Source organism: Nocardioides soli (assembly GCF_014191495.1).
GTDB lineage: Bacteria > Actinomycetota > Actinomycetes > Propionibacteriales > Nocardioidaceae > Nocardioides > Nocardioides soli.
Genome location: NZ_JACHWR010000012.1, coordinates 14205 through 28593, shown reverse-complemented (window position 1 = coordinate 28593; position 14389 = coordinate 14205). Strand labels below are relative to the sequence as shown.

At 69.9% G+C, this 14389-nt stretch carries 14 protein-coding genes; 7 read left to right on the top strand and 7 right to left on the bottom strand.

Features of this window, described 5'->3' with window-relative positions:
* From FHU40_RS26795 to FHU40_RS26775, 5 genes are all read left to right on the top strand, one after another.
* A partial coding sequence (locus tag FHU40_RS26795) for an MFS transporter (RefSeq protein ID WP_183595572.1) occupies window positions 1-953 on the top strand: 953 nt, incomplete at its 5' end.
* Window positions 954-1117: 164 nt separating this feature from the next.
* Complete coding sequence (locus FHU40_RS26790; protein WP_183595571.1) at window positions 1118-1606, top strand: SigE family RNA polymerase sigma factor; 489 nt, start codon at window positions 1118-1120, stop codon at window positions 1604-1606.
* The gene (locus tag FHU40_RS26785) at window positions 1603-2769 is read left to right on the top strand and encodes a hypothetical protein (RefSeq protein ID WP_183595570.1); all 1167 of its coding nucleotides are present in this window, start codon (window positions 1603-1605) and stop codon (window positions 2767-2769) included. The genes FHU40_RS26790 and FHU40_RS26785 overlap by 4 nt, the downstream gene beginning before the upstream one ends.
* Window positions 2770-2824: 55 nt before the next feature.
* Entirely contained in the window at window positions 2825-3787 is a 963-nt protein-coding gene (locus FHU40_RS26780) for a hypothetical protein (RefSeq protein WP_183595569.1), read from the top strand.
* Between the two features lie 39 nt (window positions 3788-3826).
* Window positions 3827-5134, top strand: a complete 1308-nt coding sequence (locus FHU40_RS26775; protein ID WP_183595568.1) for a DUF222 domain-containing protein — start codon at window positions 3827-3829, stop codon at window positions 5132-5134.
* Between the two features lie 175 nt (window positions 5135-5309).
* Here the strand turns inward: FHU40_RS26775 and FHU40_RS28695 are convergent, their stop codons facing one another.
* The 5 genes from FHU40_RS28695 to istA form a co-directional block, all read right to left on the bottom strand.
* Window positions 5310-5645, bottom strand: coding sequence for a hypothetical protein (locus FHU40_RS28695; protein WP_246391608.1), 336 nt, complete (start codon window positions 5643-5645; stop codon window positions 5310-5312).
* 407 nt (window positions 5646-6052) lie between these two features.
* A complete protein-coding gene (locus tag FHU40_RS26765; RefSeq protein ID WP_183595566.1) occupies window positions 6053-6208 on the bottom strand; it encodes a hypothetical protein in 156 nt (51 codons plus the stop codon).
* A 353-nt stretch (window positions 6209-6561) separates the two neighbouring features.
* Complete coding sequence (locus tag FHU40_RS26760) at window positions 6562-6708, bottom strand: hypothetical protein (protein WP_183595565.1); 147 nt, start codon at window positions 6706-6708, stop codon at window positions 6562-6564.
* Between the two features lie 541 nt (window positions 6709-7249).
* Window positions 7250-8044 carry an IS21-like element helper ATPase IstB gene (gene istB / locus FHU40_RS26755; RefSeq protein ID WP_183591811.1) on the bottom strand — a complete coding sequence of 265 codons (795 nt, stop codon included), beginning with the start codon at window positions 8042-8044 and terminating at the stop codon, window positions 7250-7252.
* On the bottom strand, window positions 8041-9585 hold the full coding sequence (gene istA, locus FHU40_RS26750) for an IS21 family transposase (RefSeq protein ID WP_064075337.1): 1545 nt from the start codon (window positions 9583-9585) through the stop codon (window positions 8041-8043). The genes istB and istA overlap by 4 nt, the downstream gene beginning before the upstream one ends.
* Before the next feature lie 953 nt (window positions 9586-10538).
* On the opposite strand from istA, the gene FHU40_RS26745 reads away from it, so the two are divergent.
* A complete protein-coding gene (locus FHU40_RS26745) occupies window positions 10539-11663 on the top strand; it encodes a hypothetical protein (protein WP_183595564.1) in 1125 nt (374 codons plus the stop codon).
* The gene (locus FHU40_RS26740) at window positions 11656-11883 is read left to right on the top strand and encodes a hypothetical protein (RefSeq protein ID WP_183595563.1); all 228 of its coding nucleotides are present in this window, start codon (window positions 11656-11658) and stop codon (window positions 11881-11883) included. Before FHU40_RS26745 ends, FHU40_RS26740 begins: the two co-directional genes overlap by 8 nt.
* 194 nt (window positions 11884-12077) lie before the next feature.
* Here FHU40_RS26740 and FHU40_RS26735 read toward each other — a convergent pair whose 3' ends face one another.
* The gene (locus FHU40_RS26735; protein ID WP_183595562.1) at window positions 12078-13310 is read right to left on the bottom strand and encodes a chymotrypsin family serine protease; all 1233 of its coding nucleotides are present in this window, start codon (window positions 13308-13310) and stop codon (window positions 12078-12080) included.
* 443 nt (window positions 13311-13753) lie between these two features.
* Window positions 13754-14242: a DUF4913 domain-containing protein gene (locus FHU40_RS29915; protein ID WP_425490235.1), complete on the bottom strand. Its 489-nt coding sequence runs from the start codon at window positions 14240-14242 to the stop codon at window positions 13754-13756.
* Window positions 14243-14389: the final 147 nt, after the last annotated feature.

The window sequence follows — 14389 nt, the reverse complement described above, 5'->3', positions numbered from 1 at the left end:
TGGTGGCGACCGCGCCGTTCGTGCTGCTGGTCGCGTTCGCCGGCGACCAGGACTCCTACGGCCTGATGCTGCTCTTCGGCTTCTTCCTCGGGATCGGCGGCACCACGTTCGCGGTCGGCATCCCCTTCGTCAATGCGTGGTTCGCGGCCGACCGGCGCGGCTTCGCCACCGGCGTCTTCGGCGCCGGCATGGGCGGCACCGCCCTCTCGGCGTTCTTCACCCCGCGGTTCGTCGACTGGTTCGGGTACGGCGTGACGCACGTGATCATCGCGGTCGCGCTGGTCGTGGTCGCGCTCGTGGTCTGGTCGGCGATGCGGGACTCGCCGGTCTGGTCGCCCAACACCGACCCCGTGGTGCCCAAGCTCGCCGCGGCGATGCGGCTCCCGGTGACCTGGCAGATGTCCTTCCTGTACGCCGTCGCCTTCGGCGGCTTCGTGGCGTTCTCGACCTACCTCCCGACGTACCTCAAGGACGTCTACGAGTTCGACCTCACCCAGGCCGGCACCCGGACGGCGGGCTTCGCGATCGCCGCGGTCGTCTGCCGGCCGATCGGCGGCGTGCTCTCCGACCGGATCGGGCCGCGGGCCGTGGCGGCGACCTCGTTCGCCGGCGCCGCGGTGATGGCCGTCGTGGTCGCCCTCCAGCCCGAGCCGGAGATCCCGGCCGGGATCTCCTTCGTGGTGCTCGCCGCGTTCCTCGGCCTCGGCACCGGCGGCGTCTTCGCCTGGGTCGCCGCGATGGCGCCCAAGGAGCGCGTGGGCAGCGTCTCGGGCATCGTCGGCGCCGCCGGCGGCCTCGGTGGGTTCTTCCCGCCCCTGGTGATGGGCGCGACGTACGACGAGGCCGACCACAGCTACACGATCGGGCTGATGCTGCTGTGCGCCACCGCACTCGTGGCGCTGCTCTACACGCTGCTGGGCATCAAGAAGCGGAAGGAGCCCGTCTCCGGCTGAGGGTGTCGTCGGGCCGGCCGGCCGGTCGGGTCGCCGGGACGTCATACGTTCCGAGCAAGGGGACACTCCGTCCGTATGACGTCCCGGCGGCACGGGCCCGCATCCGTCGAAAGTCGTGCCAACCGGCCGGGGTGGTGCGAGCGTTCATCCGGCGAGGGAGGCCGATGGACAGCCAGGACTTCACGGCGTGGGCGGCCGGCGTCGAGCGCCGGCTGCTGCGCTCGGCGTACCTGCTCACCGGCGACCTGCACCGTGCCGAGGATCTGGTCCAGGAGGCGTTCGTGAAGGTGGCGCTGCGCTGGGACCGGCTGCGTGACGGCAACCCGACGGCGTACGCGCGGACGATCCTGGTGCGCGACCAGATCTCGTGGTGGCGACGCAGGCGGGAGACCCCCGTCGAGGAGATCCACGGCGGGGCGGCGACGTCGTCGGACCCCGAGACCGCGATGGTCGTGCGGCAGGCGCTCCGTCGCCTCACGCCCGCCCAGCGCGCGGTCGTGGTGCTGCGGCACTTCGACGACCTGTCCGTGGAGGAGACCGCCACGATCCTGCGCGTCTCGCCCGGCACGGTGAAGAGCCAGAACGCCGCGGCGCTCGCCCGGCTGCGCGGTGGAGCCCCCGAGCTGCTCGACCTGATCGGCAGGACCCGATGACGGATCTCCACGACCTGCTCGACCTCGCGACCGACCGGTTGGAGCCCCCCGGCCTGGCGGGCCGGGCGCTGACCGTCGCACAGCGGCGCCGCACCGTCCGCCGCGGGGTGCTCGCCTCGGTGGCGGCGGTGGTGCTCGTCGTCGGCGTTGCCGTGACGACCCGGCTGGGTGGCGCGCCGGCGGTGGAGCCGATGCACGTCCCGGCGACCTCGCCGACCGGCGTTCCGGCTCGGACGGCTCCGGCCATCGCCCCCGACCGGATCCAGCCGGCCTGGGACCCGCGCGGTGCCGAGGGGCAGCCGGTCGTCGAGCTGGGTGTGCCCCGGGTGATGGAGTCCCTGACGCCCGGGGAGGTGACGCGGCCGGTGGTCCTCCTCGACGACGGCAGCCGGGCGCGCCTGGTCTCGGCCGACGGCCTCGTCCATGAGCTGGACCTGCCCGGCGGCCTGACGAGGGGACGCACCGTGTCGCTCTCGCCCGACGGCCGGCGCCTGGTGGCGACCGGAGCCGGGGGCTTCTTCTGGCGCGAGATCGACGGCGACTGGCAGCGTCTGGGGGCGGAGGACGTGCCGCTGGAGGCACAGCTGACGTGGCTCCCGGACAGCTCAGGAGTCATCGTCCGCGGCTGGAGGCGAGCGGTCCTCGTCGACCTCGCCAGCGGCGAGGTGGCGGAGCAGCGGTTCCTCGAGGACGTCTCCCACCTCGGCGTGGCTCCGGACGGCGCGCTGGTCGGCGTCACCGAGGGCCGCTCCGTCGTCCAGTGGCGAGACGGCCGGGAGACGGACCGCGTGTCCACCGCAGGGCTCGAAGGTCTCGTCCTGCCGGCGGTCGGCGGGTCCGGCATCGCGTTCGCCCGCACCAATCTCGTGACCGTCGACCCGCCCGGACCGGCCGACCGGGACGGGCTGCTCGCGCTCGACCGGGAGACCCTCGAGACGCGCGCGTACCTGCCGGTGCCCGACGACCACTACTACGTGCACGCCGAGGACCTGCGCCCGCTCACGTGGCTCGACGACGACACCCTGGCGTTCACCGTGCTCCCCGCCGGGGCCGCCAAGAGGTACCTCATGACCTGGGACGTCGAGACCGGCGACATCTCCCGCGTCTCGTGCTGGGCGCGGTCGCTCGACGCGGTGTTCGCCACCGCCCTCCTGAGTCGATGAGACCTCCGTCGCCGGTGACGTGCAACCAATCCGTCACGTCTCGCGTCTCCCCGGTATGAGATCTCGGTACCTGATCCTGGTCGCGCTCGCGGCCGTCGTCCTCCTGCCCGGCTCCCCGGCTGCCGGCGCCCCTGCGGGCGCCCCGACCGTGCAGGTCCGCCCGGGTGCCCTGCCCGCGGGGGACCGCCCGGCGGTCCCGACCCAGGTCGGCCGCAGCATCATCGAGGGCGACACCCGGGTGGCGCTCCCGGCGAACTCCTACCTGCTCGGCAGGTCCGGCACGGCGTACGTCGTCGCCGGCAACGGCCGCGTGCTGCGCCTCGAGGCCGACGGCACGCGGACGCAGGTCGCGCGGGTCTCCGAGGACGCCGAGCTCGTGCTCAGCCGCGACGGCGCGCACGTCATCGTCACCCGCCTCACCCGCGCCGCGCGCGGCGGCGACGGCCTGGTGACGGTCATCGACGCGAGCACGGGAGCGCGCGTGGCCCGCCGTACGTTCTCGCACTACGCCACTGTGGTCGACGCAGACGAGGGACGCCTCGTGCTCACGACCTGGACGCCCGGGCGGACCCTGTGGTGGGACTTCGTCTCGGGTGGCACGTCCCGGATCGTCGGCCGCGTCGCCGGGCACGCCGACATCCGCGCCGACCGGCTCGCGACGTTCACCGGCGACCCGTACGACGGTGGCTGCACCGTCGTCACCTCGCTCACCCGCCCGCGCCGGACGCTGTGGCGGTCGTGTCGGGAGGCCGTCGTCGCGTTCTCGCCGGACGGGCGCCGGATGGCGACGATGCACATCCTCGCGGACGGCCTCGGCCCCAGCTCGGTGCGCGCCCGGACCGTCCGCGGCCGGGCGATCGCGTCCTACGAGGCGTACTGGTTCGGCAGCATCGAGTGGGAGTCCGACCGCGTCCTGCTGCTCGACACGCACACCAAGCGGCGTACCGCGCTGGTCCGTTGCGAGGTCGACGAGTGTCAGCGAGCGTCGGCCGTCCGTCGTGACCGGGGGCTCGGCTGACCGATCGTCGGTGTCGGTGGCCGGTGCTGGACTAGACCCATGCAGGAGACCCAGCTGGAGGCGATGAGCGAGGACCAGGTCCTCGAGTTCGCCGGCGCCTGCGCGGAGACCGCGCGTCGAGCCGAGGTCGACCTGCTGCGCGCCGCCTACCACTGGGCGCTGGCGCACCCGGCCGACCGGCTGGACCCCGCGACCTCTGCCCGGCCCGGTCGCGGTCGCCCGCGGCAGTGGGGCGGAGAGGGGACGCCCGAGGTCGGCGAGTTCGCCGCGGCGGAGCTCGGGGTGCGGATCGGCCGCTCGCCGTACGCCGCCTCCCGGCTGATCGCCGACGCCCTGGACCTGCACCACCGGCACCCGCAGCTGTGGGCGCGAGTGCGGGCCGGGGAGGTCCGGGCCTCGTATGCCCGCCACGTGTGCGCCCGGACGCGGGACCTCACCCGCGAGCAGGCGGCCTACGTCGACGCGGCCGTCGCCGAGTCGGCGGACGGTCGGATCCCGTGGTCGCGCTTCGAGGCGCTGGTGGACGCCAAGGTCGCCCAGGCCGACCCGGAGACCGCGCAGGCGCGCGAGGAGCGGGCGGCGAAGGCGCGCTTCGCCAAGAAGCTCCGCGGTGAGGCCCACGGCATGGCGTCCCTGCTGGTCCGCGCCGACGTCGCGACCGTCAACGCCCTCGACGCCGCCATCATCGCCTTCGCGAATCGCCTGTCAAACTCCGTGCCGGAGGCCACCGACGACGAACGTCGGGTGCTCGCCGTCCTGCTGCTCGTCTGTGGTCGCTCCGGGCTCCGGGATGCCGAGGTCCCCGGCGTCGAGCAGGTCCCCGAGGTCGCGGACCTGCTGCCCGAGGTCGTCCTCTACGTCCACACCTATGCCGGCGACGACCGCGAGGGCGTCGCCCGGGTGGAGGGCCACGGCCCGGTCACCGAGGCCTGGGTGCGCCGCGTGCTCGGCCCGACGGCCCGGTTCCGGATCCAGCCGGTGCTCGACCTGGCCGGCCAGGCCCCGGTCGACGCCTACGAGATCCCGGACCGACATAGGCAGGCCGTGCATCTGATGACGCCGGCCGACACCTTCCCCTACGCCAGCTGCACCGAGCGCACCATGCAGCTGGACCACACCGTCCCGTTCCACCGCGGCGGTGCCAGCGGGCTGGGCAACTACGGGCCGATGACCATCCGGCACCACCGGATCAAGACCCACGGCCGCGGCTGGCAGGTCCGGCAGCCCTTCCCCGGCATCTACGTCTGGCGCGACCCCCACGGCGCCTTCTACCTCGTCGACCACACCGGCACCCGGCGGCTGCCGGCGTCACGCGATACCGCGGCGCGGCTTGATCAGGTCGCCTGACGGCCGACCGCTGGATGCCAGCAGCAAGGACGCCTCCCCGCGGCGTCATGAGGCATGCTCGACGGCATGACGTAACAAGTTCATCGGGTGTCCACGGTGTGCCAATTTATCCCTCACGAGGAGACAGCTCAGTTGCGGTGGTGCACCGCGGCAACCTGGTGCGACGTGCACGCCATCACGAGAGCGGCCCGGGTGACGCGACGGTCAGCGATACATGCGGGGCTGGGTCGACCGAATCAGGCACGTCGGCAACGACGGCACGCACGAGGCCACTCCAGCAACCGCAGAAGAGGCTCTCGACGTTGCGACGCTCACCGAGCAACTGCTCGCGTACGAGTTCGATGCGAAACAACGAGGTGTGACGGAGTAGCACCGCTTCGAGGGCTGCGCCATCCTGATCGGCCAAGGCAGTCGGCTTGGTCACGTCATGGCCTCCAGCCGGCTGCGGAAGGTGCTCATCGACGAACAACGGGTCGCCGGTTCGATCGCAGAGCGCGCGGGAAACGGTCACCAGAGAGCTGCCCTCCCCGGACGGAGACGCCCCCGGGTAGACTGCGCGGACCTTCGGTGCTGACTCCGGAGCAGAGAAAAGTTCGGGGCCAGACGGAAGCCTCTGTGCGGATATCCGGCCCCGCAGCCGTCTCGGTGGGGCCAGCGTCAGCACTGGCCCCACTAAGGACGCCCTCGGCACTCATCGGCGCGTCAAATGCGGACCGCTCATGACGTCGCCCTGATCCGGCTGCGGACGATGCGGACGCGCCGGTACGGGTCCCGCCATGAACCCGACGCCGACGCCGATGATCGGACCTGTCACGGACCCGAACACCGTCCCGGCGCCAACCCCGGACCCGACGCAACTCGACTGGTGGTGGCAGTACGGCCTTGACGGCATCATCGCCGGACTCGTCGGCGGCGCCGTCACCGCACTCGCGGTGGTGGCTCACACTCCGCCACGGCGCGCATCTGGCGGAGCAGGCAGCCGGCCGCGAGCTGGATCGTCTTGAGCGCCAGCACCAGCACGAAGCCGATGTTCGCGAGCTGGACGCCGCAGCGAACGCAATCACGGTCCTCCAAGCAGCGCTCTGGAAGGTGTACATCCTGTCTCCGTTGCCGGCCGAAGGGGAGACCCACAACATCGGCGACACAGAAGGCTTGGTGGACTCGTTGCTCGACGCGCTCGCGGCCTCGTTTCCGGTTCGTATGCGGTGTCGGCGAGCCTGGCCCAAGTTCGCCGATCTAGTCGAAGAGACGATGCTGACCTTGAAGGACGCCTTCAGCAAAGGATGGTCTTCAGAGGAAGAAGAGGTCGCCTCTGACCTCTTGGCGTACCTCCACGCGTGGATCGGATACCCGGAAAAGATCGAGCTACTGCTCGAGGGGGGGGCCGACTCCGGCAGAGGTCAAGGCCGATTAGGCCGGATTGCTGGTCATGGCGCCCCCGCGGCGCCGAGCTCCCCGGCTACCGCCACACCAGCTACCTGCGAACGGCGCATCGCGCCCAGGACTCCGTCGAGCACCATCTGCAGCAGCACCGCCAGCACCAGCCTCATGCCGGAGCGGAGCCAGCCGAGCATCTAGTCGATCTGACCTCTGGGCGCCGATGTCGCGGCGGACGCTCTGCGTTCGGAATCCGTCAGCCAGTTGAGTTCGCAACTGTTTGCTGGGCACCCCGAAAAGGGTTCGCCTGGCGGCGCACAGATATGGGATCGGGTCGCGATGGCCGGCTTGTGGGCACCTGTGGGTAGAGAAGCGGAGCCGGGTCGCGGTCATGAATGGACCAATGAGAAGAGCAAGGCTCCAGGAGCTCCCAATCTGCGCAGGGCGCCAACGCGGCACCTCGGGGTCCTTCAGAAAGGTGAACGCGACGTCCGGACCTTGATAGTGGCCAGTCACAGCCCTCAGTATCTGGGGACCTCCCGACAGTGTGGGGCGTCCCGCTGCGTCTAGTTCGACGCATCGACACCGTGCGTCTACTGGGCGCCGTGTCGGTGTCAAGGGACAGTAGGAACTGCCCAGGGGCGGTCGTGAGACCTGCCCGCTGACGGTCACGAGAACTGCCCGGTGGTGGCCATGGGATCTGCCCAGTGGGCTTGCGGCCACCACCGACCAGAGCACTCAGCTCAAGGGACTCACCCCTCGGCCGGCGAGTGCCTGGGTAAGTCGCACGGAGTCTCCGCTGGTCTGGCACACGTGGGCGTGGTGCAGTAGCCGGTCGACGGTGGCGGTCGCCAGCGTCTTGGGCATCAGCTCGTCGAACCCGGACGGGTGCAGGTTCGAGCTGATCGCGACCGACCGCTTCTCGTAGGCGGCGTCGACGAGCCGGTAGAGCCCCTCGGCGGCATCCTGGGCGACCGGCAACAGGCCGATGTCGTCGACGACAACGAGATCGGCGCGCAGCACACGGGCGATGGCCTTGGACACCGTGTCGTCGGCACGATGGCGGCGCAGCAGGACCCCGAGGTCTTCCAGGGTGAACCAGGCGACCTTCAACCCGGCCTCGACGGCTTGGTGACCGAGTGCCTCCAGTAGGAACGTCTTCCCGGTCCCCGACGGCCCGCACACGACGAGGTTTTCCCGACGGTGGACCCATTCCAGGGTGCGGAGTGCCTGCTGGGTCGGTGCCGGGATCGAGGATGCCTCGGGCTGCCACGCATCGAACGTCTTCCCGGTCGGGAACCCCGCAGCCGCCCTGCGGGTGGCCAGTGCGGAGCGTTCCCTTCCGGCGACCTCCTCGGCGAACAGAGCCTTGAGCACCTCGGCGGGCTCCCAGCGTTGGGCCTTCGCGGTCGCGACGACCTCCGGTGCGTGGCGACGGATGTGGGGCAGCCGAAGCCGCCGCAAGAGGTCCTCCAACTCGGCCGGCAACGGCGGCGCGGACGCCATCGATGGTGTGGTGGTCTTGGTCGTCATCGGGTCACCTCGTTCCCCTCGCGGCTGTCGTGCTGGCTGTCGTGCTGGCCGAGACGTGCCCATCCGGCGGTGCCCTGGGTCAGCGACCGTTCTTCGCCGGCACGGTGCTCGCCAACAGCGGGTTGCCGGGCGTGGTGGTCGAGGATCGAGGACAGATCGGCCTCGGCGAACCGGCCGTGGACGGCGGCGTGGCCGAGTGCCCAGTCGACCTCGACGGGGTCGAACAGCTTGGCCAGGCTGAGGGCTTCGGCCATCTTGACCCTCATCCGCGGCGTGCCCGCCGCAGCGGCCTCGACCAGCCACAGGCGGGCGCCCTCGCCCAGGTCGAGGAACTCGGCTTCCGCTGGGTTCTTCGCTCGCGGCTGCCGGTTCAACGGACCTTCCGGCTGCGGTGGGAAGTGCTCGTCGTTGATCCTCGGCGTGCCCGGCGTCGCGCGCGCGTGGCGGGCGACCTCGGCGGGTCCGTCCTCGCCGACGTGAACGATGACGACCTCCTCGCCGTCGCCGAGTCCTTGGGCACGAACCCACACCGTGGCGCCGAGCAGGGTGTGTGGCACCGAGTACTGGCCGGACTCGAACATCACCATCGGCGTGTTGCCCGGCACTACCCGGGTGGTGCCGAACGCGACTGTGTGCGGCTGTGTCGGGACCGGGTGTAGCCGTGTCCGCTCTTCGGCCAACATCTCGACCGGTGGCCGCTTCGTGGTCCGGTGAGCCCGGGTGTTGACCTTCTGACAGAACGCCTCACACGCCTCCTCGAGCTCGCTAAACGACGCGTACTCCTCACGCAGGTTGGTGTCCTTGGGCACCAGGTCGGCCTTGCTGATCTTCACCGACGACTCGGTGCCGCCCTTGGACGCCGGATCCGCCGGCACACAGGTGTGGACCACGACCGAGTAGTGCTCGGCGAAGGTGACGAGCTGTCCGTTGCGGACCGGGATCCCGGCGATGTGCTCGGTCGTGACGGTCTTCTCGTTGTCGGTCAGCACGTAGGTCGGCACCCCACCCAACCGGCGGAAGGTCTGGTCCAGCGCGGCGAACACGGACGGCATGGTCTTATCGCGCAGCGCGATCACGACCCGGAACCGCGACCACGCCAGCCACGCCACGAACAGAACCGTCTTGACGCCGTCGACGACAGGTCCGTCGCCGTAGTCGTACTGCAGCCACATCCCCGGCTCGGTGACCCAGGGCCGGTGGACCCGCACATGTCCTGACCGGTATGACTTCTTCACCGATGCGACCGCACGACGGGTGGTGCGCTCCGAACCCTTGTAGCCCATCGCGAGCAGCTTCTCGTGCGCTCTGTCGGCACGGACCTTGCCCTTGGACCGCTCGACCCACTCCTCGACCTTGGGCAGGTACTCATCGATCAACTGCGGCCGAGTCACGGCCTTGTCCAGCTCACCCCCGGCAGCACGGCGGTCCACGTAGTGCTTGACCGTGTGGTGCGAGCATCCGGCCAGCTCGCCGGCATCACGCAACGACCCTGTCAGGTCGTAGGCATCCAGGATTTCCATGATCTCCTCGGCAGACTTCAAGTTGTCCCTCCTCAGGGCGACGGGCGCTTCAGCACCGCCGATCGCACCTGAGGAGGGGCCTCAACCGTCGGAGCCGGTGAGGCAGACGACGTCGTGTCGGGCAGATCCCATGACCGCCACCGGGCAGGTTTCATGTCCGCCAGCGGGCAGTTTCGTGGCCGTCTCCGGGCAGAATTTCATGGCCGCCGACAGTCGGCGGCGGAATGACCCATTGTCGGAGAGATCAACTGCAGCTTGCTTGCCAGTCGACCTGCCTAACAGGACGCCGATGTGCGACGACGAATCGTGCCTCTATGGGCGACAGCTATCGCCTGCGTCGCCGGGATCCCTTTCGTCGTGTGGCAATTTCTCTTCGGATGTCGTCTGGCAATCCGGGCGGAAGATAGTTCCAGACTCGTTCGGGCTCGTGAGAAGCGGCCTGCACCGTCCAGCGCGCACCGGTCGAGTCCAAGAACCACAGCAAGGGTTCCTCGCTGGATTGCACTGGGTTGCCCGGTATGAAGTCGAAGTCCGCGTCCTCATGCGGCCCGAGGACAGTACGCATCGCGATCCACGTGTCGCCGCCGGCAGGCGTCGTGTACGGGAACTCAACGCATAGGTCGTGAATGGGCTGATCACCGGGGAAGACCGGCGGCCACGGCGCCGGTCTGAGTCGTCACGTGCTGGAGTCCTCTGAGATCGTCATCGAGTGGACCGCCCGAAGCGGGCTGCGCGCCGCAACGGGTGCGAAGTCCGATCCGCTCGATGCGATCCGAGCCGCGTGTGAAGCGGTGTTCCGACCTCGGTTGGGCACTCCACGCAGCGGGGGAGAACGCCAAGCCCTGTCAGTGTTCTCAGCGACTCGCCGCTCCCCGATCAACGCATCGACCGAGGCCCGGTAGGAGGTCTTCAGCCGGGTGATCGCAGCTCCCGAACCCATCCGTGTCCGATTCCGGGGCCAAAAGCTTGCCGCGATGCTCAACGCCGCTGCCACCCTGCGGGTGCACGCGTCTTGGGACATCGACGCGACCAACACCGTGGTGGCGTTACGGACCTTGGTCCGCTGGGCGCACGCAATGTTGAAAGAGGCGCGTGAACTGCAGAAGTCGATGGTGGCCATCATCCGCAGCTGGCGTCTCGACCTGCTCGAGGAGTTCGAAGTCGGCCCAATCGTGGCCGCGACGGTTCTCTGCGCGTGGTCCCACCCTGGCCGCGTTCACTCCGAGGCGACGTTCGCGATGCTCGCCGGCGTCGCGCCTGGCCTACGACGCGACCTTCGCCGGCAAGGACGTCACGTGCGTAGCCGCCAGCGGCGACACCGGGTATCCGAACCTGATGTTTCCCGCGACCTCACCCCACGTCGTGGCCGCAGGAGGCACCTACGTCAGCAACGGCGCTGCCACGCGCCCCGGCGGGTGGATCGAGACCGCGTTGGGCCGACGACGGTCAGGGTGCTCATAATCGAGCCAGCCCTGCCCGAGCAGGCTTCGATCCTCGCGCTCCGAGCCGCGTGCTCCAACCGCGCTGTCGCGGACAGCCCGGACGGCGGCGTCGCGGTCACCGAGTTCTCCGCCGGCGGCGGGACGTCCTACTACCCGGTGAAAGGGCACGTCGGTCGCCGCGCCGATCATCACTGCCCTATACGCCCTCGCTGGCAACCACGAGGACCAGTTCGCGCGATCTACGACACCGCCGCGAGCTCACCCAGCTACGTCTACGACGTGCTGACAGGCACCACGACGGGCTGCGACGGCACGGTCCTGTGTCAGGCGCGGTGCGGCTGGGACGGCCCCACCGGTCTCGGTGCTCCGACCAACACCAACCTCTTCAAGGGCCCGACCAGCACGCCGTACGTCTACCCCTCACCGACAGTGCGGCCCACGCTCGAGCCAGACCCGACGCCCACCCCGACAGCCACCACTGGGCCCACCTCGACGCCGACTCCCACGACACGGCCGTCGAGCACGCCGACCACGGTGCCTGTGACGAGCGCGCCGCCGACCAGCTCGGCGTCGTCCGCGACGAGCTCACCGAGCACCGTTCCTGGCACCATCACCCGATCTGGTCGCATACGCGCGGTGGAAAGCCCGGGTGGGTGACCTTGCGCGCCAACTGGGCAAGATCCGCGCCGGCGCCGACACGCCCCGCCTGGTCGCTCGGTGGTTCGCCGGCAACCGGCAGCTGAAGCCGAAGAGAACGACCCTGAAGGTCCCCCGGGGTAGCGCGCGGCAAGCGGATCCGCTTCACCGTCACCGCGACCAGCCCGGCTACACGACCAAGAAGAAGTGGAGCAGCACGAAGACCAAGACCGTCCACTGAAACAGCTGGGGCGGCAGAATCGGGGGAGGGGACCGCATGCGACGCGGCCCCCTCCTCGACTGTCGGCGCCGGCAACCACACGCCGGTCCAGGCGCCGGCTGTCAGCCGAAACCTCGAAGGGGCGCCCCTTCTCGTCGACGTCGCCCGGCCGTGCTACCGGCGGGGCCTGCGCGCTCGAGGCGCGCTCAGACCGATCACGTCTCGATGCTGACGCCCCACTGGGCGAGCACCTTGTGGATCCCGACCGAGAAGACCCCCGTGTAGCACTCGATGCCGGCGGCGTTGTACCGGATCCCGCTGCAGGTCACCGGAGTGCCCCAGCGCTTGTTCATGACGCCCCGGGCACCCACACGACCGTCTGAACGCTGGATGTAGATCGGACCGCCGCTGTCGCCGGTGGCAACGTTCAACCCCGGCCCGTTCGCGAGGAACCCTGTGCAGAGTCCCAGCCCCTGATCGCACCACTCCGAGACGCTCGTTTGCAGGATGGTCAGGTCGCAGTGCTCGCCCGAGTTCGCGCCGGAGGTGCAGATCGTCTCCCCCACGGACGGGGCGGCGGCTCCGCCCACGTACTTCGAGGTGTTCGACGACCATCCCCCCGTGAAGACCTTGCCGATCGTGGCGAACACGCCAGCGGGCGCGTTGGGGTTGATCAGGATGCTGTCGTAGTTGACCTTCTCGCCCACGACCTTGCCGATGGGATCACCGGCGCCGTCGTTGACGGTGTCGCCAGTGTCCTCGCAGTGGCCGGCGCCGAGCAGTCGGCCGGCGCCGGTCGAGGTGAGCACGGCGAAGCCGACGGTGCAGCTGTGATGCCCACCCTTGTTGATCGCTCCGCCTCCTTGCCAGGGCGCGGAGTCGTTCGTTCGGCCCAGGTCGCCAACGCCGGCCGGAGCCTCGTCCACCTCGTAGGTGAGCGGGATGTTCTCCTGAGCCTTGGTGAGAGCACCGAAGGAGAGCGCCTCGCGCTGCTTGTAGGCGTCCGGACTCAGGGTGACTATGAGCCCAGACCGGTCGTCGTTGGGTCCGACACGGCGGATTCCGGGCAGCACCACATCGGATCCGGCGACCTTCTCGACCGCAAAGTTGCGGTTCGACTCCATGAGCTCGCGCGAGGCCGCGACCAGCTCTTCCTCCGCGTACCGAGCGGGAAGCACCTCGACCTCGACTCCGTCGTGGTCGCCGGCCTGTCGCTTGATGTCGGCTGGGATCTCACCCGACCACCTGATCGTGACCACGTGGCGGTCCTCGTCGACCACGACGCTCGCGAAGCCCGCGCGGTCGTGGTTGGCGGCGAGAGCCTCGGTGACGTCGATGGTCTTGTCGTGCAGCGTGATCGAGTCGGCCGGAGGAGGCTCCGGTCGGGTGCCGCCTCCTTCGCCCCACGCCACACCGCTCCCAGCCAGGGCGAGGCTCGCTGCGGCCACGCCTATGGCGGCCCAACGTCCCGGATTGCGCATTCGTCCCTCATCTCGTCAGCCCAGCGCGGAGCGCGCTGGCCGCTCATTGGTCGCCGCACCGTAGGACCATCGCGGGTGCGGTGACAGCCATTTGAGGGCAAGACATTCCGCGAATGCTCGGAATGTGTAAGGCCGGTGACAACAATTCGGCCGACGGCAGGGCCACCTGGTAACCCATGTCCGCGGCCAGACTCCTCACTCGAGCGCACCGGGTGGACGACGCTGCACCAGCCCGCGTGCTGCGCTCAGCTGGCCGGCCCCCAACTGGCCAGGGGCCAGGACCAGGGCCGGCCTCCGGCCTGCAACCAGCCACCGACCCTCCTAGGTCGGCCCGCCGGCACAGCAACCCCACCATTCTCCATCCCCGGACATGCGAGTGTGGGCCGCACTGGCTCCACGCGACCCCGTGCCTACGGCGCCGGCCGAGCTGCACAACAACGCGATCGGCACTCGCTCCGCTCGCTCACTTCCTCACGGCTTCTTGCTAGTCGCGCGGTCACGTTTGGGGGCCAGTCCCCAGGCATGAATAGCGCACCAGGTGCCTGCTCGAAGGGCAGCACGCGCTCTCGCTCGGCGTCATGGCCCGCCCCGCCGGCGCACTTGAAGGGACCGTTCGGGTCCAGGAGGACGGCCACTTGCGGGTCGGCGTGGTCCCGGAGCCACACCGACACACCCCCAAACCCGGCGCCCCAGCGCAGATGCTCGTAGGAGCACCACAGCGCCTCTAGCCGGACTACCGCGGCGGTGTAGGCCCACCACTGCTTGTACCGCACGACGTCGTTTGGCGGTCGTGTCGCGCCAGGAGACCTCGACCAGGAACTCCTCGACGAATTCGGCGAGCGTCGCGAACCGCAGCGGACGTTCCGCGGGCGGCGACGCGGGCAACGGTGCCGGCGCATCCTCGGTCGCCCAGGCGCCAGGCTCGTCCCCGACGTCCTCCGGATCCCGACGCTCCAAGTCGTCGGTCACGACAGCCATGGGTTCGATTCCTTCGGCCGACGGCCGAGCTCGGTACTCGATAGCGGATCAACTGCTACGGCGATCGC